This is a genomic window from Amycolatopsis sp. NBRC 101858, from assembly GCF_030269325.1.
Classification (GTDB): Bacteria; Actinomycetota; Actinomycetes; order Mycobacteriales; family Pseudonocardiaceae; genus Amycolatopsis; species Amycolatopsis ponsaeliensis.
The window spans coordinates 1,334,201-1,354,795 of sequence record NZ_BSTD01000001.1 but is presented as its reverse complement, the minus strand read 5'-3'; the positions used below and the strand labels follow the sequence as shown (position 1 = coordinate 1,354,795).

18 protein-coding genes are annotated in these 20,595 nt (G+C 68.1%); 10 read left to right on the top strand and 8 right to left on the bottom strand.

Annotated elements, in window-relative coordinates; genetic code table 11:
- Positions 1-13: 13 nt before the first annotated feature.
- The gene (gene pdxR / locus QSK39_RS06415; RefSeq protein WP_285476714.1) at positions 14-1,333 is read right to left on the bottom strand and encodes a MocR-like pyridoxine biosynthesis transcription factor PdxR; all 1,320 of its coding nucleotides are present in this window, start codon (positions 1,331-1,333) and stop codon (positions 14-16) included.
- Positions 1,334-1,380: 47 nt separating this feature from the next.
- Between pdxR and QSK39_RS06410 the strand changes: the two genes are divergently transcribed.
- On the top strand, positions 1,381-2,376 hold the full coding sequence (locus QSK39_RS06410) for an aldo/keto reductase (RefSeq protein ID WP_285476713.1): 996 nt from the start codon (positions 1,381-1,383) through the stop codon (positions 2,374-2,376).
- Here the strand turns inward: QSK39_RS06410 and QSK39_RS06405 are convergent.
- Positions 2,373-2,996: a response regulator gene (locus tag QSK39_RS06405; protein WP_285476712.1), complete on the bottom strand. Its 624-nt coding sequence runs from the start codon at positions 2,994-2,996 to the stop codon at positions 2,373-2,375. The genes QSK39_RS06410 and QSK39_RS06405 overlap by 4 nt on opposite strands.
- On the bottom strand, positions 2,993-4,090 hold the full coding sequence (locus QSK39_RS06400) for a sensor histidine kinase (protein WP_285476711.1): 1,098 nt from the start codon (positions 4,088-4,090) through the stop codon (positions 2,993-2,995). Before QSK39_RS06400 ends, QSK39_RS06405 begins: the two co-directional genes overlap by 4 nt.
- Before the next feature lie 157 nt (positions 4,091-4,247).
- On the opposite strand from QSK39_RS06400, the gene QSK39_RS06395 reads away from it, so the two are divergent.
- Together QSK39_RS06395 and QSK39_RS06390 are read left to right on the top strand one after the other, a co-directional pair.
- Positions 4,248-4,763, top strand: coding sequence for a GlcG/HbpS family heme-binding protein (locus QSK39_RS06395; RefSeq protein WP_285476710.1), 516 nt, complete (start codon positions 4,248-4,250; stop codon positions 4,761-4,763).
- 14 nt (positions 4,764-4,777) lie between these two features.
- Positions 4,778-5,983 (top strand): amidohydrolase family protein, encoded by a 1,206-nt coding sequence (locus QSK39_RS06390; RefSeq protein ID WP_285476709.1) that lies wholly within the window; start codon positions 4,778-4,780, stop codon positions 5,981-5,983.
- On the opposite strand, the gene QSK39_RS06385 is transcribed toward QSK39_RS06390, so the two are convergent.
- Positions 5,973-6,815: a LysR family transcriptional regulator gene (locus QSK39_RS06385; RefSeq protein ID WP_285476708.1), complete on the bottom strand. Its 843-nt coding sequence runs from the start codon at positions 6,813-6,815 to the stop codon at positions 5,973-5,975. The two genes, QSK39_RS06390 and QSK39_RS06385, sit on opposite strands and share 11 nt — an antisense overlap.
- 82 nt (positions 6,816-6,897) lie before the next feature.
- On the opposite strand from QSK39_RS06385, the gene QSK39_RS06380 reads away from it, so the two are divergent.
- On the top strand, positions 6,898-8,151 hold the full coding sequence (locus QSK39_RS06380) for an MFS transporter (RefSeq protein WP_285476707.1): 1,254 nt from the start codon (positions 6,898-6,900) through the stop codon (positions 8,149-8,151).
- Positions 8,152-8,237: 86 nt separating this feature from the next.
- A complete protein-coding gene (locus QSK39_RS06375) occupies positions 8,238-8,420 on the top strand; it encodes a hypothetical protein (protein WP_285476706.1) in 183 nt (60 codons plus the stop codon).
- Positions 8,421-8,461: 41 nt separating this feature from the next.
- On the opposite strand, the gene QSK39_RS06370 is transcribed toward QSK39_RS06375, so the two are convergent.
- Positions 8,462-11,368, bottom strand: coding sequence for an AfsR/SARP family transcriptional regulator (locus QSK39_RS06370; protein WP_285476705.1), 2,907 nt, complete (start codon positions 11,366-11,368; stop codon positions 8,462-8,464).
- A gap of 159 nt (positions 11,369-11,527) precedes the next feature.
- On the opposite strand from QSK39_RS06370, the gene QSK39_RS06365 reads away from it, so the two are divergent.
- The 5 genes from QSK39_RS06365 to QSK39_RS06345 all read left to right on the top strand — a co-directional run bounded on the left by QSK39_RS06365 (position 11,528) and on the right by QSK39_RS06345 (position 18,416).
- Positions 11,528-12,127 carry a vWA domain-containing protein gene (locus QSK39_RS06365; protein ID WP_284742862.1) on the top strand — a complete coding sequence of 200 codons (600 nt, stop codon included), beginning with the start codon at positions 11,528-11,530 and terminating at the stop codon, positions 12,125-12,127.
- A gap of 41 nt (positions 12,128-12,168) precedes the next feature.
- Positions 12,169-13,074 carry a hypothetical protein gene (locus QSK39_RS06360; protein WP_285476704.1) on the top strand — a complete coding sequence of 302 codons (906 nt, stop codon included), beginning with the start codon at positions 12,169-12,171 and terminating at the stop codon, positions 13,072-13,074.
- Between the two features lie 286 nt (positions 13,075-13,360).
- Positions 13,361-16,666 carry a type ISP restriction/modification enzyme gene (locus tag QSK39_RS06355; protein ID WP_285476703.1) on the top strand — a complete coding sequence of 1,102 codons (3,306 nt, stop codon included), beginning with the start codon at positions 13,361-13,363 and terminating at the stop codon, positions 16,664-16,666.
- Between the two features lie 923 nt (positions 16,667-17,589).
- Positions 17,590-17,988, top strand: a complete 399-nt coding sequence (locus tag QSK39_RS06350; RefSeq protein ID WP_285476702.1) for a helix-turn-helix domain-containing protein — start codon at positions 17,590-17,592, stop codon at positions 17,986-17,988.
- Entirely contained in the window at positions 17,985-18,416 is a 432-nt protein-coding gene (locus tag QSK39_RS06345; RefSeq protein WP_285476701.1) for a hypothetical protein, read from the top strand. The genes QSK39_RS06350 and QSK39_RS06345 overlap by 4 nt, the downstream gene beginning before the upstream one ends.
- Positions 18,417-18,794: 378 nt before the next feature.
- On the opposite strand, the gene QSK39_RS06340 is transcribed toward QSK39_RS06345, so the two are convergent.
- The 3 genes from QSK39_RS06340 to QSK39_RS06330 are packed head-to-tail and all read right to left on the bottom strand — an operon-like array spanning position 18,795 to position 20,499.
- On the bottom strand, positions 18,795-19,034 hold the full coding sequence (locus tag QSK39_RS06340) for a sigma factor-like helix-turn-helix DNA-binding protein (protein WP_285476700.1): 240 nt from the start codon (positions 19,032-19,034) through the stop codon (positions 18,795-18,797).
- A 12-nt stretch (positions 19,035-19,046) separates the two neighbouring features.
- Positions 19,047-19,712 carry a YdcF family protein gene (locus tag QSK39_RS06335; protein WP_285476699.1) on the bottom strand — a complete coding sequence of 222 codons (666 nt, stop codon included), beginning with the start codon at positions 19,710-19,712 and terminating at the stop codon, positions 19,047-19,049.
- 22 nt (positions 19,713-19,734) lie between these two features.
- Positions 19,735-20,499 carry a GntR family transcriptional regulator gene (locus QSK39_RS06330; protein WP_285476698.1) on the bottom strand — a complete coding sequence of 255 codons (765 nt, stop codon included), beginning with the start codon at positions 20,497-20,499 and terminating at the stop codon, positions 19,735-19,737.
- Positions 20,500-20,595: the final 96 nt, after the last annotated feature.

The following is a 20,595-nucleotide window of genomic DNA, read 5'->3' as shown; positions in this document are numbered from 1 at the left end:
GTTTGAGAAGACCTCAACCGGCCGCTTCGCGCAGTAACCGGACGGCGTCACCGACAGCGTTGTCGGCCAGGTTGCCGTAGCCGAGGACGAGCGCGGGCTCGCCGGGCGCTTCCCGGTAGTTGTCGAGAGCGGCCACTTTGACGCCGCGAGCACGTGCTCTCTTCGTCACTTCGGCCGCGTCCCGGTCGAGGTGCAGGACGAGGTGCAGCCCGGCCGCCACGCCGGAGAGCCGCGCGGGTCCGAGCGCCTCGACGAGCCGGTCGCGCCGGGCGCGGTACCGCAGCCGCGCGGCCCGGAGATGACGGTCGTAGCCGCCGTTTTCGACGAACGCCGCGAGCGCGAGCTGGTCGACGACGGGCGGCGCGTGCCCCGGCAGAGTCCACTGTGGAGGGAGTGCGGCCCAGCCGAGCCCGAGCGCCGGGCTGAGCGTCTTGCTGACGGATCCGAAGAGCGCGACCCGGCCCGGATCGGTGCCCTGGACGGTGCCGACGGGCCGCCGGTCGTACCGGAATTCGGCGTCGTAGTCGTCTTCGAGGATCAGTCCGTCGACGTCCCGCGCCCAGGCAAGAAGTTCGGTGCGCCGCCGGGGCGAGAGGACGACGCCGGTGGGGAACTGGTGCGCCGGCGTGACGAGCACGGCCCGCGTCCCGCGCGGGATCCGGCTGACGTCGATGCCTTCTCCGTCGACCGGCACCGGATCGATCGCCATCCCGGTCGCGGCGGCCGCGCGCCGCAACCGCGTCCAGCCGGGGTCCTCGACGGCCAGTCGCGTGACACCTCTTTCGAGCAGGACGCGGCAAAGGCGGGTCACGCCGTCGGTGACGCTGTCGCAGACCACGACGTCGTCCGTTTCGGCGCCGCGGACCCGCCGCAGGTAGCCGGCGAGGGTCCCGCGCAGCCGCGGGTGACCCGCTCGATCAGGGAGCCCGAAGTCGGCGTGCGACGCGGTGGTGAGCACCCCGCGCACGGCGTCCGCCCACCGCTGCCGGGGGAAGTGCCGCAGGTCGGGCAGCCCGGGGGCGAGGTCGTACCGCGGTGGGGCTTCCGGCCGCGCCGGAGCTTTCGGCTGCGGTTCGCGCGCGACGCGGCGCACGCGCGTGGCCGATCCGGTGCGCCCGGCGAGGTAGCCCTCGGCGACGAGCTGGGCGTAGGCCTGCGTGACGACCCACCGCGAGCACCCGAGGTCGGCGGCGAGCTGCCGGCTCGGTGGCACGGCGACGCCGTCTTCGAGCCCGCGGATCGCCCGGCGCAGGGCCCGCGCGAGCTGGTCGTGCTTCGGCCCCGGCCCGCTCAGCTCCAGCAGGACGCCCCAATTGGTCTGTGATCCGCCCACGTCATTGGACTGTAGTACCGGACCGATCCGGCTTTAAGTTCGTGAGCATGAAGAAGGTGGAACTGGGCCGGACCGGCCGGCGGGTGAGCCAGGTGTCCCTCGGCTGCATGACGATGGGCACGTCGACCGACGAGCCGACGTCGGCCCGCATCCTGGACGCGTACCTCGACGCGGGCGGCGACTTCCTGGACACGGCGAACTGCTATGCGTGGTGGGCGGGCCCGTCGTTCATCGGCGGCGAAAGCGAAACGATGTTGGGACGGTTGTTGCGCGGCCGCCGCAACCGCGTCTTCCTGGCGACGAAGGTGGCCGCGGGCATCACGGACTTCCCCGCGGCCCGCGCCGCTTCCCGCCCGGACGGCACGACGGACTGGGAGGCGAGGGAGCGCACCTACGAAGGCGCGAGTGCCGCGGTGATCCGGCGCGAGGTCGAGGAAAGCCTGCGGCGCCTGGGAACCGACCACATCGACCTGTACTACGTCCACGTCGACCTCCGCCGCGAACCGCTGGAGGAGACACTGTCCGCTTTGGACGGACTGGTCCGGTCGGGCAAGGTCCGGTACACCGGCTGGAGCAACGTCCGCACGTGGCGCCTGGAGCGCATCCGTTCCCTGGCCGCGGCCAACGGCTGGGCGTCCCCGGTGGCGGTCCAGGTCCAGCATTCGTACCTGCGCCCGACCGGCGCCGACGTGCCCTCGATCGCGGGCGGCGAGCTGCTGGACTGGCTGTCCCAGCACCCGGACGTCTCCCTGGCGGCGTATTCCTCGCTGCTGCGCGGGATCTACGACGACGCGGCCTACCGCGAGTCCACGCCGATCTGGCGCGCGTACGCGGGCCCGGACTCCGAGGCACGGCTGGCCGCGGTGGCGAAGGTGGCGTCGTCGCTGGGCGCGTCCGGCAACCAGGTGGCGCTGGCGTGGCTGCTGCACAAGGGTGTGATCCCGCTGATCGGCCCGCGGACCTGGGAACACTACGAGTCGATCGTGCCGGCGTTCACCCTGGAACTTTCGGGCGAACATCTGTCCATTTTGGACAATGCCTAGTCCAGGAGCCGCTGTTCCTTGGCCACCGCGACGGCACCGGATCGCGTGTCCACCTCAAGCTTCGCGTAGATCCGGCTCAGGTGGGTCTTCACCGTCGCCTCGCTGATGAACAGCGTGCGGGCGATCTCCTTGTTGCCCAGACCCTGGGCGAGCTGGCGGAGGATGTCGAGTTCACGGCCGGTGAGCGTGGGCCGCGGGGCGCGCAGCTGGGCCATCATCCGGTCGGCGACCGGCGGGGAGACCGCGGTGCGCCCGGCCGCGGCCGCTTCGATCGCCGCGTACAGCTCGGTGGCCGAGCCGGCTTTCAGCAGGTAGCCGGTGGCACCGGCGGCGATCGCGCGGCTGACGTCCGCGTCGGTGTCGTAAGTCGTGAGGACGAGGATCCGGGGCGCACTGGGGGTGCTCCGGATCCGCCGCGTCGCTTCGATCCCGTCGATGCCGTCGCCGAGCTGGATGTCCATCAGGACGACGTCAGGGTGCACGGCGGCGGCGGTCGCGACGGCTTCCTCGCCGCCGGCCGCCTCGGCGACGACCTCGATGCCGTCCGCCCCGGACAGCAGGGCGCGCAGCCCGGCGCGGACGACGGCGTGGTCGTCGCACACCAGTACGCGAATGCTCACCAGGCCTCCAGCGGGATCGCGGCCGAGATCACGGTGCCTTGGCCGGGGGCGGACTCCACGGTCAGCCTGCCACCAAGCTGCTGAGCCCGGACCCGCATCGCAGGCAGTCCGTGCCCCCGGTCGCCTTCGGGTGCCCGCTCGACGAACCCCCGCCCGTTGTCGGCGACGTCCAGCACGACCTGGTCGTCGAGGTAGGTGAGGGTGACGACGACATCGGCGGCCTCGGCGTGCTCGCGTGCGTTGGCCAGCGCGCCCTGGGCGATCCGGACCACAGTGGACTGGACGCGCTCCGGCAGCGGCCGCTCGTCGCCGTCGATGCGGACGTCGACCGGCAGCCCGGCCCGGCCGGCCACGGCGCGCAACGCCTCTTCGAGCGTGGCACCGGCGAGGTCGGCGGGCGCGAGGTCCTGGACGAGCCGGCGTGCCTCCGCCAGGTTCCCGGCGCCGACGCGCTGCGCGGCGCGCACGTGTTCGCGGGCCAGTCCGGGCTGGTCCCAGGCCTGGTCGGCGGCCTGCAGCAGCATCGCCTGGCTGGACAGGCCCTGCGCGAGAGCGTCGTGGAGCTCCCGGGCCACGCGGTGCCGCTCGGCCAGCACGCCCGCGCGGCGCTCGGACTCGCGCAGCCGTTCGGCCTGCCGCCGCATGAAGGTGATGACGGCGGCGGTGACCGCGGCGATGGCGATCGGCACGATGGTGAGGTTCGGGTCGAAGCCGTCGGCCAGCCGGTTCTGCGAGACGACCACCAGCGCCGTGATCACGGCCACCAGGGCGAGGGCCTGCCCGGTCGGCAGCGTGCGCAGGCCGGTGACCAGCAGGGGGATGGCCGACCAGGCGAAGCTGGGGGCGAGTACCACCAGGACGATCCAGAACGCCAGGACGACGGTCAGCCAGAGCAGCGTGCCCGGCCGGAAGACCAGGCCCGCGCCGTACGCGAGGACGAGCGCCACGGTGAACACGATCACCCAGGGCTGGAGCGGGTTCCCGTCGTGGCGCGTCAGGAACCGGACCGCCGAAGCGAGCACCAGCAGCACGAACGCCGAGTGCATGACCGCGGCGAGCCACCGCGCGTCGGAATCGGCCGTCATGGTCTCCATGCTCGCTCCCTTCCGGTCCGACACCAGCGTCAGCCGGGCCGGACGACCGCGCATCAGCCGATCGGATGACCCGGTTGTCGGCCGGGACGACGACCGGATCATCCCCGTCGCGGGCTGAAGCTGGAGTCATCGCACCACCGAACCCGAGGAGCAGACCATGATCTCGACCCGTACCCGGATCGCCGCCGCCGTCGCCGGCCTCGCCGCTGTCGGCGCCACCACCGTCGGCGCCGTGTCGGCCACCGCGGCCCCGGCCCCGCCCAAGGGAGTCATCCAGACGTCGCACCTGACGATCGCCGCCGCTTCGAAGGCGGCTCAGGCCGCTTTGGACGCCGCCGGCAAGGCCGGCCAGCACGTCTCGGTGGCGGTGGTCGACCGCGACGGCAACACCGTCGTGACCCTGCGCGGCGACGGTGCGGGCCCGCAGTCCTACAGCTCGGCCCAGGAGAAGGCGTTCACGGCGGTGTCGTGGAACGCCAAGACGTCCGAGCTGGTCGGCCGCCTGCAGCAGACCCCGACGCTGAAGGACATCGACGGCACGCTGTTCCTGGCCGGCGCGGTTCCGGTGACGGCGGGGTCCGCGCCGATCGCCGCGGTGGGCGTCGCCGGTGCGCCGTCCGGCGCGCAGGACGAGGCGTTCGCGCAGGCCGGTGTGGACGCGCTCGGCAAGTGACTACCGTGCCTCCTGTGCTGATCCGAGATGTCCGCCCGTGGGGCGGTTCGCGAAGTGACGTCGAGCTGGCCGGTGCCCGGATCGCGGCGGTCCGCCCGCACGATCCGGCTCCGGTCCCGGACGCCGTCGAAGGGCGTGGCCGGCTGCTGTTCCCGGCGTTCAGCGACGTCCACGTGCACCTCGACTCGACGCGCATCGGGCTGCCGTTCCGGCCGCACACCGGCGGCCCGGGCGTGTGGGCGATGATGACGAACGACCGTCTCAACTGGCGATCGGCCGAGGTCCCGCTGCCCGAGCGGGTCGCGGGGACCCTCGAGCGGATGATCGCCCACGGCACGACGCGGGTCCGCAGCTACGCGCAGGTCGACGTCGACTGCAAGCTCGAAAAGCTCGACGCCGTGCTGGCCGCTCGCGAGAAGTTCGCGGACCAGGCCGAGGTGCACGTCATGGCGTTCGCGCAGGCGGGCATCCTGCGGGAACCGGGCACTTTGGACGTCCTCGACGCGGCGATGCGCTCCGGTGCGACGGTGATCGGCGGCATCGACCCGTGCACGCTGGACCGCGATCCCAAGGGACACCTGGACGCCGTGTTCGGCCTGGCGGAGAAGCACCAGGCGGAGATCGACATCCACCTGCACGAGCCCGGGCACCTCGGGCTGTTCTCGACGGACCTGGTGCTCGAGCGCGTCCGCGCGCTGGACATGCGGGGCAAGGTGACGATGTCCCACGCGTACGACCTGGGTTCGATTTCCGAGTCGGTCAGCCGCCGGGTGATCGACGACTTCGCGGAGCTGGACATCGCGATGACGACGGTCGCGCCGTCTTCCGCCGGTCAACTGTCCTTGCTGGACCTGGTGTCGTCCGGTGTCCGGATCGGACTGGGCGAGGACGGCCAGCGCGACTACTGGAGCCCGTACGGCAACTGCGACCTGCTGGACCGGACGTGGCAGCTGGCGTTCACCCGCGGCTTCCGCCAAGACTCCCAGGTGGAGCTGGCGCTGGCGGTCGCGACGATGGGTGGCGCGTCGATCATGAGCCACGACGTCCCGCGGCTGGCCGGCCTCGACGACCGGCCGGGCCTGGCCGTCGGCGACCGCGCGGACCTGGTGCTGGTGGACGGCGAAACGCCGACGAGCGCGGTGATGGACCGGGGTCGCGACCGCACGGTGCTGCACAACGGCGTCGTGGTGGCCGACGGTCTCGAGGTGCTCAAGCCCTGACGTCCGCGGTGGCGAGCAGCGCGGCGACACTCGGTTTGTGCTCGTCGCGCCGCCGCCACGTCAGGGTGACGTCCGTCGCCTGCCCGGCCAGGGGGACGGCGACCGCGCCGGGGTGGTCGACCAGCGCGGGCACGATGCCGCAGCCCAGCCCGGCGGCCACGCACCGCCCGAGGGCGGCGAGGCTGCCGACCTCGGTGTCGACCACGGGCCCGTCGATCCGGTCCAGCATCTCCCGGAAACCGCACCCCTTCTGCGTGGCGAGGAACCCGACGCCGTGAAGGTCGTCGGGCCGGATCTCTTCCTTGTCCGCCAACGGGTGTCCCGGCGGCGCGATGACGACGAGCGGTATCGCGCCGAGCGTCCGGCTGGCGAACGCGGGATCGTCCGGCGGGGTGCCAAAGGTGAAGCAAACGTCCATTTCGGACTCGCGGACGCCTCGGTACAGCTCGCCGCGGCCGCCTTCCTTGACGGACATCCGGACCCGCGGCCACCGCGTCCGGTACGCGCCGAGGATCGGCGGAACCCAGTGCGTGCACAGGGTTTCGAGCGCCCCGATGGTCAGTTCGCCATCGGGCTCGCCACGTTCTTCCTCCACGGCCGCCTTGGCTTCCTCGACGAGTTCGAGCACCTGGTCGGCGTACCCGACCAGCCGTTCCCCGGCGGCTGTGAGCTTCCTGGTGGTGCGGTCGAAGAGCTGCGACCCGAGTTCGGCTTCGAGGGCCTGGATCTGTTCGGTGACACTGGACTGCGCGTAGTGCAGCTCGGCGGCGGCGCGCGTGAAGTTGAGCGTCCGCGCGACGACGCGGAAGGTGCGCAGGTGACGCAGTTCCATACAGGCCCCCATCGGCGTTCCCGATACCCGCCATCGTAACTGCCTGCTTCCGCCGATGTCACGGAGAGTCCAGGCTTTCCTCGTGGCAAGACTCCTTTCCGGCCTTTCGCTGGGCTACTTCCTGGTCATGCTGGACACGACGATCGTGACGGTGGCGCTTCCGGCGTTGTCGCCGTCGTTGTCGGACCAGCAATGGATTTCGAACGGCTACACGCTGACGTTCGCGGCCTTCCTCTTGACGGCCGGCGCGTGGTCGGACCGCTTCGGCGCGCGCCGGGTGTTCTTCACGGGCCTGACGTCGTTCGCTCTTTTTTCGGCCCTGTCGGCGCTTTCTCCGTCGCCGGCGGTCTTGATCGCCCTCCGCGCGCTGCTCGGAGTGGCGGGTGCGCTGCTGGTGCCGTCGTCGCTGTCCCTGATCGCTTCGGCCTACCCGTCCGCCGCCGCGCGGGCGAAGGCGATGGGCGTGTGGGCGGCGGTGAGCGGAACGGGCCTGGTGGCGGGCCCGCTCCTGGGCGGCCTCCTGACACAGGCGTTCGGCTGGCGCGCGATCTTCCTGGTGAACGTCCCGGTGGCGCTGGTCGCCCTGGCGCTGTCCCGCTCGGCCCCCGCGACGCCACCCAAGCCGCGCCGGTTCGACGGGCTCGGCCAAGTCTCGGCTGTAGTCGCTTTGTCGACATTGACGTATGCCCTGGTCGAGGGCGACTTCTGGGTGCTGCCGCTGTCCCTGGCGGCGGCAGGGATGTTCGTGGCGTCCCAACGTCGTCCGGGCGCGATGCTGCCGCTTTCCCTGCTGTCCGGAAAGCTCCTGGCCGGCGCGATCGTGAACTTCGGCTTGTCGGGCGTTTTGTTCGTGCTGTCGTTGTATTTCCAGGAGACGCGGGGATATTCGCCGTCGGCGACGGGGCTGGCATTCTTGCCGCTGACGATCCCGACGGCGTTCAACCCGATCTTCACGGGCCGGTTGGTGGCGCGCATCGGCCCGCGCGTCCCGGCGGTGTCGGGTTTCGTGCTGATGTCCTCGGGGGTGTTCCTCCAGGCGTTCACGTCCTGGTCGGTGCCGGCGCTGGCACTGCTGGGCTTCGGTGTTTCGCTGGCCATTCCCTCGTTGCTGACGGCGGTGGTGGGCTCGGCCCCGCCCGAACTGGCGGGCACGGCGGGCGGAGCGTTGAACGCCTCCCGGCAGACCGGCGCCGTCCTCGGCGTGGCCATCCTGGGTGCGCTCTTGAACATGACTTCGGCGACGACAACGCTCGCCGTCGCCGGTGCCGTGCTCCTCGGCGGCGCTTTTCTGTTTCCTGTTTCCTATTCCCGTAGGCAACAGGAAACGCCTTGTTGACGCAGTCCGCCTGACGAATCCTGGGTGCAGGGCCCGGAAATCCTCCGGAATCCCTGAAAAACACCCATTCCTTTGGAGGATTCGTCATGTCCATGCCCAAGAAGCTGGCCAGAATCGGCGGCCCCGTCCTGGCGCTCTGCATCGTCGCGGCGGTGCCGCTGATCGGGTCCACCGCGGCGTTCGCGGACGGCGACGGCGGCACCCCGCCGCCGCCCACCACCAGCGGCCCGCCGCCCGCGGGCACCAACGGCAACCCCTGGCACGGCTGATGTGCCCCGGGCCGGCCGTGGCCCGGCCGGCCCGGACCGGGTCAGCGCGCGGCGCAGGCGCAGTCCAGCGCCGCGCGTTCGTCCCGCACTTCGGCGGCTTCCGGCAGATCGAGCGCGTCGAACCCGGTTTCGGCGGCCGTCCAGTGCGTGGCGGCGCCCGTGTGCTCACCCAGCGCGTGGAGCGTTTCGGCGACACCGCGATGAGCGCGTGCCTGGTACGCGCGGTTTCCGCTGCCGTCGGCCAGGTCCAAGGCCGCCTTGCAAGCTGTCAAGGCGTCCCGCCGGGCACCCCGGGCGAGCGCGGTGGCACCGCGGTCGAGGTAGAGCTGGGTGCGCAGGTCGGCGTCCGGCACGTTCGCCGCCACCTCACGAGCCTTGTCGTGGTAGCGCACCGCCTGGGGGAACCGGCCCTGCTTGCGGTGCACGTTCCCGATGTTGTTCAGCGCGTAGGCCTCGACGCAGTGGTCCCCGACCTGCGCCGCGTGCCCGTGCGCGTCCGTATAGCTGGCCAGCGCTTCCGGGAGCAGGCCCAGGTTCTCCTGCACGGAACCGAGGTTGTTCAGCGCGTGCGCCACGCCCTGGACGTGGCCGATCTCGCGCAGCATCCGCGCGGCCGCCGCGTGCTGGCCCAGCGCGACGTCGAGGTTGCCGTGCAGCTCGTTGAGGTAGCCGAGCATGCTCAGCGCGTGGGCCTCGCCCCGCCGGTCTTCGGTCTGCTCGTACTTCGCCAGCGCGGCCTCGAGGTGGGCGATCGCCTGCTCGTGCTTCCCCAGCTCCATCGTGGGAATCGCGAGCGCGCACAACGTCGCCGCTTCGCCCCGCGGGTCGCCGAGGCGGCGCCACTTCGGCAGCGCGCGGGCGGCGAGCTCCAGCGCCTCCGCGAGCTGCCCGCGCCGGTCGTGCGCGGTGGCCAGCCGCAGCAGCACGTGTGCCTGGCCGTAGTCGTTGCCCGGGTCGGCCGCGACGGTCTCCCACGCGAGCTCGAGCGTGCCGATCCAGTCCTCGAACTGGTTGGTCGTGTTGAAGTAGCGCCACAGCAGCACGGCGAGGCGCCACGTGTGCTCGGGCAGGTCGTGCCGGGCGGCGTAGCGGATCGCGGCCACGAGGTTGTCGCGCTCGGCGGCGATCCACCGCAGCCCGGCACCGGCGTCGGCGAAGTCGGGCGTCACCGCGCAGGACCGGTCGGACGCGGGCAGCTGCGCCCGGTCGAAGGGGTACGCGGCGCCGACGGCGGCCGCCAGCGTGACGAGGTAGAAGTCGAGCAGCCGCACCAGCGCCGGCCGGGGCGCCGGCTCACCGGCGGCGAACTCCTTGAGCGGGTCCAGCATCTGGTACCGCTCCGGCGCGGCCTCCTCCAGCAGGCTGACCTCGTGCAGGTCGTCGAGCAGCAGCCGGGCTTCGGCGACGTCGCAGCCGGCCAGCGCGGCGCCGCCGACGACGTCGACGTCCGGCCCGGGCAGGCCGCCGAGCAGCCGGAACATGGCGCGCTGCGGCTCGCCGAGCTGCTGGTAGGAGACCCGGACGGCGGCGATGCCGTCGGCGTCGTCGGTGCCCCAGGGGCCGTTCTCTTCGAGCAGCCGGAGCAGGTGCTCGAGCGGCCACCGGTCGTGCCGCCGGAACAGCGCGGCCGCCACCCGGATCGGCATCGGCAGGAACCCGCACCGCTTGACGATCAACGCCACCTCGGCCGCCCGGCCGCGCAGGCGCGACGGGTCGGTCAGCGCGTGGAACAGCTCGGCCGCTTCGTCCGGCGGCAACGGCGAAAGCCGGATGTTCTCCCCGGTGTCCGCGTCGCCCATCCGCCGGCTGGTGACGACGGCGAGACAGCCGTCGGCCTCGGGCAGCAGCGGCCGGATCTGCTCCGGCGACGCGGCGTTGTCCAGTACGACGAGGGTGCGGGTGCCCCAGAGCGTCGTTTGGTAGAGCGTCGCCTTCCGGCCCACGGTGGCCGGGATCTGCTCGGCCGGCACCCCGAGCTCGACCAGCAGCTCGGTGAGCGCGTCGCCGACGGTGGTCTCGGGAACGCCCGGGGTGAACCCGTTCAGCCGGGCCAGGAGCTGGCCGTCGGGGAAGCGAGCACGCAGGCGGTGCGCCGCTTCGATCGCGAGGCCGGTCTTGCCGACACCCGGCGCGCCGCTCACCCAGACGGCGCGACGTCCGGCTTTGGCGGCGGCCTCGAGGGTGGCGAACTCGGCGGCGCGGCCGGTGAACCCACCGGGCCGCGACGGCAGCGAGCTGGGCGGTTCGCCGTGTTCGGCTCGCGCGGCGAGGTTGCGCAGCACCGGACCGGGCTCCATGCGCAGCTCGGCGAGGGCCTCGCGAGTGCCGGCGAAGACGCGCAGCGCGCCGACGCCGTCACCGCCGGCGAGCAGAGCGCGCATGAGGAGCTGGGCGTGCTTCTGGCCGGCCGGGTCGGACCGGACGAGCGGCCGCAGCCGGTCACGTGCCGAGCGGTGGTCGCCGGCGTCCAGCTCCAGTTCGGCGAGGTCGCCGACGGCGTCGGGCAGGCTCTCCTCGGGGAGCACGACCTCGGCCCCGCCGACGCGGTCGATGTCGATGTCCTCGAGGAACCGCCCGCGCCACAGCCCGACGGCCTCCCGCAGGAGCTCGATCTTCCGCCGCGGGTCGTCGGTCCGGCCGGCTTCGGCGCGCAGGCGGTCGAACCGGACGGTGTCGAGCTGGTCGTCGCCGATGCGCAGCAGGTAGCCGGTCGGAGTCGTCTCGATGCCGACGCCGCCGGTGTCCTGGACGATGTCGCGCAGCCGTTTGATGTAGCCGCGCACCAGGGTGGGCTTGGTTTCCCGGCCGGCCCAGACGATCTCGGTGAGCCGGGCGGTCGAGACCGGCTTGTTCGCGTTCAGGAGCAGCACGACGAGGACGAACCGCTGCTGCTGGTCACCCAGCTGCACCGGCACACCGTCGTGCCACGCCTCGAGCGGGCCGAGCATCCGAAACTCCACACAGCCTCCCCGGCCGTCAGCTTGCGTTCCCCGTTGGTGTCGCGCAATCGGCCGTTGGAGTTTCGGTAATCCGCATTTCTTGCACGTTCGATACACACCGGGTTGCCAGACTCCGCCGGTCGTATCAGGGGTGAAGGAGAAACCGGTATGGGGTCCGACGTGTTGCCGTGTTACGTGGCGTGCGACATCTCGCTTTCGATGGCCGACCACATCGACGAGCTGAACAGGGGTCTGCGCGAGTTCCGGGGGGCGGTCCACGGCGACGCGTCGGTCGCCGACCGCGTGCTCTGCAGCGTCATCGGCTTCGGCGAGGAGCCGGCGGCGGTGCACGGGCTGTACCTCGCGGGGGAGGTCGCCGAGCTGCCGCCGCTGGGCCCGTGCGCGGGCACCAACTTCGGCCCGGTGTTCACGTTCCTGCGCTCGGCCATCGACATGGACATCCGGCTGTTGGAGACCCACCGGGTGCGGGTGCACCGGCCGTTGGTGTTCTTCCTGTCCGACGGCCAGCCGACGGACCCGGTGACCTGGCCGTCGGCGTTCTCGTCGTTGTGCGACCCGGCCTGGCCGCGCCGTCCCCGCGTGGTGGCGTTCGGCGTGGGCGACGCGGACGAAGAGGCATTGGGCCGCATCGGCACGTTCCGCACGTACCTGAGCCGCGACGGCGTCCGCCTGGGGACGGCGCTGATCGCCTCGGTGATGCACGTTCTGTCCACTTCCGGTCCACCGCCGGGCCGCACGCTGTCCTGAAGGGGGTGCTGACCATGGAAACGCACTGAAGGAGAAGGACCGTGAAGCCTGCTGAGCTGGTCCAGGAGCTGAAGACGCTGCGCAAGGGCCGAGGCTTGGCGGGCCGGGTCGAGGACCGGGTGGGGCCCCTTTTGAGATCGGCCTGTTCGGTGGCGGACGGCGACGGGATGGTGGCGATCCGGGAGAAGGTGTCAGACCGGTTGTCGGCGCTGGCGGCGGACCTCCCGGAGGACCTGCGGGTGGCGGCACTGGCGGCTTTCGCGATCTGCGCGGAGGCCCGCCAGCCGCTGTACCAGGAGAGGGTCCGCTGGGCTGCCCAGCGGCTGGACCGAGACCCCCGCACGGTCAGACGTCGTGTGGACGAGGCGATCGACCTGCTGGCGGAGCTGGCGTCGTCATCTGCGTCACCGCCGGCTGTTCCTGGCGGCCTCTGGCACACGACGTCGTTGTCGATCGCGTTGGTGCTCGACGAGCTGCTGGTCCTCGAGCGCCGCCGGATCGTGGCCGATCAGGAGGGGGTCCGGTCCCTCGACCTGGCGGTGTCCCTCCCGGAGGGCCGCCCGTCGGCGACGGTTCTGTATGGAGGGACGTTGGTGGACCGAGGGATGGAGACGTCGTCACGTTGGGGGTATGGACTGGAGCTACCCCGCCCGCTGTCCCGCGGCGAGCCCTGGGAGACGGCGATCTTGTTCCGGCCGCCATCGCTGCGGCCGTACATGGTGACGGTGCCTCGGCACCCGTGCGATTCGTTCGACCTGCGCGTGCGGTTCGGTGCATCTCCTCCTTCGGAGATTTGGGCGCTAGAGGGAGCGTTCCAGAGGGACGTATCAGACCCGGGCTACCGCGGTCGGTCATCTCAGGTGGATTCGTCCGGGGAGCTGCACCTGCGGTTCCAGGGCCTCATGCCCGGCCTGGCATACGGAGCGCGGTGGGCGCATCAGCTGTGAGCAGCTCGTTCTCAGGAGTAAACACCTGCCTGTAATTCCCCTCTTGCAATTGGCTCAGGCCTCACATGATCACGTCTCTCTTCGGCTTCGGCAGGTGATCCAGTCTCGCTCGGACGGCGGTATGAGCGCGAGACAACGTTTGCTTCTGGTGTCGGAGTGAAGGAAGGGGAACTTCTGGGAACGCTGCGTGATTGATGACGGTCGCTCTAATACCCGTTTGGTCCGGTGACACCGGATCTTTGAAAGGGTTTGTTGAATAAGGGCTGGACTGATCCGGGGAGGCGGCATGCGTCGAGATCGAGGAGGCGCGGCGACGAACGGTGCGCCTGCACTGGAGGTGGTGATCTCGGACTTCGGCCGTGCGGTTACTCGAAAGCTTCTCACTGGTCAGGGCTCTCGGGAAGATCATTTGCGTGGCCCGTTCGAGAAGATGCTCGGTGCCATCGCTGAAAGCATCGGGTTGCCGGTCACGGTCATCGGCGAGACCCGGTTGCCGGATCTCTCCCTTCGACCCGACTACGCGATCGACGTGGCCGGTGCTCGCGTCGGTTACGTCGAGCTGAAGAAGCCAGGTCACGGTGTGCCTGGCACATGGTCGACGCCCTCGTCGCACGACAAGAAGCAATGGGAAAAGTTCCAGCTCCTTCCGAACGTGCTTTACAGTGACGGCGAGCAGTTTGGGCGCTTCGAGTTCGGCAAGTTGCGAGGGGAAGTCGCTCGCTTGGCGCCCGGTATCGACCGCGCGGGTGGAAAACTGCATGCTCAGAGTGGCGCCTTCGCTCGTGTCATGACCGATTTTCTGCTCTGGGAGCCGGAACGGCCGCGGTCGCTGCACGATCTCGTGCGTCTGACGTCGAACCTCTGTCGGCTCTTGCGCGACGACGTGGTCGTCGAATTGGACCGGGAGCTGACTGGGCGTGCCCGTCACCAGACCTTCACCGCGCTGGCCATGGACTGGCGGCAGGTTCTCTTCCCGAATCTGACCGATCCTCAGTTCGCTGACCAGTACGCGCAGACGATCACGTTCGCTCTGCTGCTGGCAAGGGTCGAGGGGGTGAGCTTCGCGGGACGTTCGATCGGTGAGATCGCGCGGTTGCTGGGAAAGAAGCATTCGCTGATGGGACGTGCTCTCACGGTGCTGACCGATCAGCCCGAGGACGAGCTGAGTATCGCGCTTACGACGATGATCAGAGTGCTCAGCGTCGTCGACTGGACGGAGTTTCCCGATGACTCCTACTCGATGTTGTACGAAAACTTCCTCGACAACTACGATTCGTCGCTCCGTCGCAAGAGCGGGGTCTACTACACGCCGGCGGCGCTGGTGTCATTCACCACCCGGTTCGTGGACGAACTGCTCAGGACGCAACTGGGCCGCCGGCTCGGGTTCGCCGAACGGGACGTCATCGTGGTCGATCCGGCGATGGGAACCGGAAGCTTCCTCGCGGAGGTCGTCAACACGGTCGCCGCGACCATCGATGCCGAGGAGGGACCAGGTGCGGTGGCCCCGCATCTGCGTGAGCTCTCGCACCGGCTGATCGGCTTCGAGAACCAGGCTGCCCCGTACGCGGTCGCCGAGCTGCGGGTGCACAGTCTCCTGAAGAAGCGGCACCGGGCCGAAGTGCCCCACAGCGAGCGCCGGTTTCTGGCCGACACCCTGGACGACCCGGACGCGCAAACGTTGCCGCTGGGAAAGATGTACGAGGCGATCGAGCGATCCCGGCGCGGCGCCAACCAGGTGAAGCGTGAAGAGCCTGTCATGGTGGTGATCGGCAACCCGCCGTTCGCCGACAAGGCCGCCGATAGTGCCCCGTGGATCGAGAAGTCAGCGGCGGGCCGAGAAGCCCCAGGCTTGAAGGCGTTTCGGAAACCGGGGAACGGGCGCCGGGAGTACGTCCTGTCGAACAAGTACGTCTATTTCTGGCGTTGGGCGACGTGGAAAGCGTTCGATGCGCATCCGGGACATCCGTCCGGAGTGGTCGCTTTCGTTTGCTCCGCAGGTTTCCTGGCTGGGCCGGGGTTCGCCGGTATGCGCGAGTACCTTCGCCGAACAGCCGATGAAGGGTGGATTGTCGACCTTACCCCCGAGGGACACCAGCCTCCCGTGAACACCAGGTTCTTCCGTGAGAACCAGCAGCCGATCTGCGTAGCGGTGTTCATTCGGCGGGGCGGTCCGGATCCGGGCACCCGCGCCCGGGTGCATCGCACGTTCGTCGAGGGGACAGTGGAGCGAAAGGCGGAGACACTGGGAGATCTGACGGTTGGCGATGCGCGGTGGCAGCTGTGCGTGGATGGCTGGGATGCGCCGTTCGACCTCGGTGAGTCCGACACATGGTCCGCTATGCCGACGGTGCGAGACCTCATGCCCTGGGTAGTACCGGGTGTGAAGCCGAACAGGACGTGGGTCTACGCGCCGGAGCCCGAGACGTTGGATGCGCGCTGGGCGATGTTGATCGGGGCGTCGCATCCTGAGAAGCCTGAGCTGTTGAAAGAGACAACCGACACCAAAGTGAACTCGGACAAGGCGAATGTTCCGGGTATGGCCGTGCATGCTGGAACTATCGGGGCCGAAGTTGGGCCGTGTCCCTCGGTGTGTCGTGTGGCGCACAGATCCTTTGATCGAAAGTGGGTGATCCCGGACAGCAGACTCCACCATCGGCCGAGCCCATCGCTGTGGTACACCTACTCCGGCAAGCAGATCTTCGTAGTCGAGCAGCACGCACAGCCGCTTGGAGGCGGGCCTGCGCTTTTCTTCTCTTCTCTCATCCCCGATATGGATTGTTTCATGGGGCATCACGGTGGCCGGGTGCTTCCGCTGTACCGAGATACCAGGGCTAGTGCGGCCAATGTGAGTCCTGGCCTGCTCGAGCTTTTGTCGCAGCGGCTGAAGTGCGCGGTTGATGCCGAAGATCTGGTCGCTTACCTGGCTGCTGTCACTGCACACGATGGCTTCACCCGCCGCTTCGCTGAAGAGCTGAAGAAACCCGGGGTAAGGGTTCCCCTTACGGCAAGCCGGTCCCTGTGGCGCGCAGCGGTGAACGTGGGCGAGGAAGTGATTTGGCTGCATACGTATGGCGAGCGAGGTGTGAACCCTGAGGCTGGTCGTCTGGCAGCTGCACCTCGACTGGAGGTGGACCGGCCGACTGTGCGGCTCGGCATACCCGACACGCCCGACCTGATGCCCGAGAAGCTTCGATACGACGAGCCAACTCGTTCGCTTTACGTCGGTGACGGCATCATCGCGCCGGTTTCTCCCGCTGTGATGGCTTTCGAGGTTTCAGGAATGCCTGTTGTAAAGCATTGGTTTGGATATCGCAAGAAGCGGCCGGACGGCACCCGCTCGTCACCGCTCAACGACATCGTCGCCACTTCGTGGACCCCGGCTATGACTACCGAACTCTTGGACCTGTTGAACGTACTGGAGCGCTGCGTGGCTCTCGCTCCTCAGCAGGACACTCTGTTGACGAAGATTGTCAGCGGTCCACTGATCACGGTGGAAGACCTCGTTTCGTCGAGAGTCCTGCCGGTGCCCGGTTCGGCGATGAAGATGCCCAAGCCTGACCTTGAGCGGGATCTGTTCACCAGCGCTGACTAGCTCTCTCGGGTGCTCGTGAGCGGCAGGGGTTGTTCCGCCGACCGCCTCGATCGAGGGTCCTGCCTTGATCAGCAAGGGAAGATGATCTGTGTGTGCCCCCGGCAGGATTCGAACCTGCGACACCCGCTTTTGTGGATCAAGCCTTCTGGTAGTTGCCAAAGGTGGTCGACATATGCGGTCACCTGGTAACTTGTCAGCTGCGATGAACTAGTCTCCATTATTGATTGTGATTATCTTGCGATGATTGACGAGGGTAAAGCGTGGGCTGGGCCGCGTCGGCTGACGAGTACTGAGTGGCGACTTGGATGTGGGTTCAGGTCGCTCAGTGGAGGGTGTTCGGTAGGCTAAATCAAACGCTGGGATCGCCGGTGGCGTCACGACAGCATCTGGACTGTAACAAAAGATCTTGCTCGGCCGACTGCGTTGGAAGCATGGGAGGTGTGAGTGGGGTCGACTGAAGCGGTAGCGGCAGCCAGCGGAGGGGTGTGGGAGTTCTATCGCGATGATCGCGGGATCCCTGTGGTGAAGGTGGAGCTCGACGAGGCTGGTGGCTCAGAGTGGGAGCGAGCGATGATCCTTGCCGAAGTTAAGAGGATCATGCGTGCTGCTCTAGAAGGTCGGCTGAAGCCTTACGTCGATCTTAAGCACCTTCGGCGAAACCCGCTGCTATTTGAGTTGCGCTGGGAGATTGGAGATGCACGTATCCCTGCTCGGCTATGGCGCCTGTACTTCGGCTGGCACTCGAATAAAGGGCCACTGCGCATAGCGTTCAAGTTCGGCGAGAAGCCCAGAGGGCCTGATGGCTACTTGGTCCAAGATCAACACATCGACGAAGCGGGGTCACGCTACGCGACATGGCTGGCGCGGCAGGTCCGAAGCTAGTATAAACTAGAGTTGATACACACTGAGAGGAGGTGGCGACGATGAGTGACGAACTGGACGACTTGTTGGGTATTAACCCTGCTGACGCGACTCAGCAGCTAGCGCTGGAGCTCGTGGAGGCTGATGACAGTCTGCTTCGTCGTTTGGTTGCTCTTCGTAACGAGAAGAACCTCACTCAGGGTGAAGTCGGTCGACGTATGGGGGTTACCCAACCCGCCGTGGCTGCGTTCGAAAGAGCTGATGCTGATCCCAAGCTGTCGACGATTCGTCGCTATGCGCTGGCGCTTGGGGTTCTTGTTCGACATTCGGTTATCGATCATTTTTCGACGAAGTCGACTGCTATTTCGAGTGTCTCAAGGGTGGTCACCGGATCGGTTGTCCGCGGACAATCGCATGTGAGAGTTAGTCCGACTTCTTCGCTTCTAAAGGTTGCTGAGTGAGACTCTTTATTCAGCTTGCTGACTACGCTCAAGGCGGGGCGGGCCAGAAGCTAAATGCGATTGGTCTCGGCTGGACCAGGACTACAACTCCCCTGCAGGCTCACGTTGTCGTCATTACACTTGAGCCGAGTGTCGATGATCTAGGTAATCGTTTAAAATTCGACGTACGACTTCTGGATCACGCTGGCCAGCCGGTGCTCGATAATAGTGGCGATGACATCTCGGCTCATGTGGAATTCGATGTAGACTTGCAGCAGTTCGATCGCCGAATTCCGGGACTTACGCCCATCATTTTAGGTATTGAGCGAGGCCTTCCCTTGGTTCCTGGGATATATCGTTGGGAAGTCACGTCGACAGAGTCTCCTGACGAGATCTGGCATCGTTCATTTGAAGTTCTTGAGCCCGGAGTTGAAGTCGCTCAACCTTGAAGTGGCGGCCTCTCGGCATCTCGTCGACCTGGCGCAAGCCCGATCACGCTGTGTCAAGGGGGCCTTGCTGTACGACGGGAGAGGCCTGCACGGCTGCCCCCTTGACACAGCGTGATAGCCCTCGGGGAGGTCGACGAGATGCCGTTGGCCGCAAACGAACGCAACCGTCGCGCCCGACTCGGCCATCTCGGAGACCTGCCCGTCCGGCGAGGACATTCTTTAATCTTTAACGCGACCCTCGGTGCAGCCGCCGGCCGGTCGCGTGGGTGCCGGAGGCGGGCCCCGCGCGTGCCGGCCGATAGCGGCGCGGCCCCGGAGGGGCCGCCTTGAACAAGAAAAGAAACTCTGAACACACCTACGCTGCGGGTCGGGGACAGGTCATGGCGACGGCGGTGGCTGAGAGCGGATCTGGGTGACACGGCCCTTGGTGATCCCCAGGGCGGCAGCAATCTCGGTGTAGCTCATCCCGGCGTCGTGGGCCTGCTCGATCGCGTCCTTGCGTAGGTGCGACAGCTCAGTCATGCGTCCCATGTAGGCCTCGATCATCGCGGTCGAGCGCTGCGCCCTGCGGATCGGGTCGGGGTCCTGGTGTACGCGCTGGAACTCGTCGTCGTCCATCGCGGCCGTTCCCTAACTGGTTGGGATCAGGCGGCTGTCGTATCCGGCGGTGACCAACCGGTCGTAAGCTGCCTCGACGTCAGCAGGGATCTGCTGGGCAATGGCGTACCCGGCATCGGCGTACACGTTCAGCCGCTGGGTGTCTCCGACGAGCATGTCGATCACGCGCTTGGGGTCACCGATGCTCTCGACGTAGTCGGCCAGAGGCTGCTGAATCGCGGAGCAGAGGAACTCGACTTCGGGCCACAACTTCTTGGCCGTGGCGTAGGCCCTGCGCTGCTGGTATGGCCGACTGAGGATGAGGGCACTGGCGACCTGTGTACCGCGCTCGTGGAGTAGATCGCGCGTGAACTCGAAGTTCTCGGCAGTGTTCGTTGCCTTCGGCTCAACCAGGATCGCGCTGTCCGGAACCCCCGCGTGCATCGCGATCTCGCGGTAGTGCACGGCCTCGCCTCGGGGGAACCGCTCGACGGTCGTCGGCGCGTTGGCTCCCGTGAACGCAACCAGAGGGAACAGGTCTTTGGCGTAGAGCTGGGCTGCATAGACGGCAACGCTCGGGTCGTGGCTCCCGAGTCCGATCGCGACGTCGACAGGCCGGAGTGGGTCATCGATGCGGTGGAAGTTCCACAGTGTCTCGACGTCTTCGCGAAGCTCGTCAGGGATGCTTGGCGTCGGCACGGGGTGTCTCCTCGGCTTGGGACTATTCGGGGATCTTGAACGTGTAAGTCCAGGCGAACCGTGACGCTGCATGAACGCCACGCGCGAACTCGACGGCGGTCCCGCCGGCGGTCCTGGTGGTCCGGTGCAGGATCATCACCGGCTCGCCCGCGGGAAGCTCCAGCTCGTCGATCTCCTCAGGGGTCGGCATCCGAGCCGAGATCGTCTCCGTCATGGTGTCGGGTTCGAGCCCCTTCATGGTCAGTACTGCGAACCCGCCTCCAGGCGAGGCGTTGCCGGGCTTCGGATCGACGATCGGCGTGTTCTCGACGTCTTCCGGCCGGTAGTAACTCGCCAGGTTGTGAGTTGGCCGGCCGTCCTGTTTGACCAGCCGGGCTCGCTCGTAGACCGGGCTCCCCACCTCGACGCCGAGGGCCTCGGCTATCTCCGAATCGGCCTCGATCAGCGCGACACGGTTGGTCTGGTCCGAGCGGTTCCAGGTTGCGCCGGAAGCTTCACGGTCCGCCGCGAAGGCCACGAGTCCGAACTTCCACTTGCTCTTGGCGTACCGCTCCATGCCAAGTCGCTTCAGGGCGGGTCGGCTGCGGACGACGGTGCCCTTGCGTCGTACCGGGGTCACCAGGCCCTCGGCCTCAAGAACGCCGATCGCCTTACGCACCGTGTTGACGTTGACGTCGTACTGCGTCGCGAGTTCGTTCTGCTTCGGCAGGGTGGTCTCCGGCGCGTACTCCCCGCCCTTGATCGCCTCCCGGAGGACGGCGGCGAGGTCTCGGTATCCGATGGTCACACGACCTCCCTTCGCAGGTCGATAACGCTATCTCTACCGCCAGTCTACCGCTACAGCGACCTAATAGAGATAGTTCTATTGACGTCTGGCGTCACC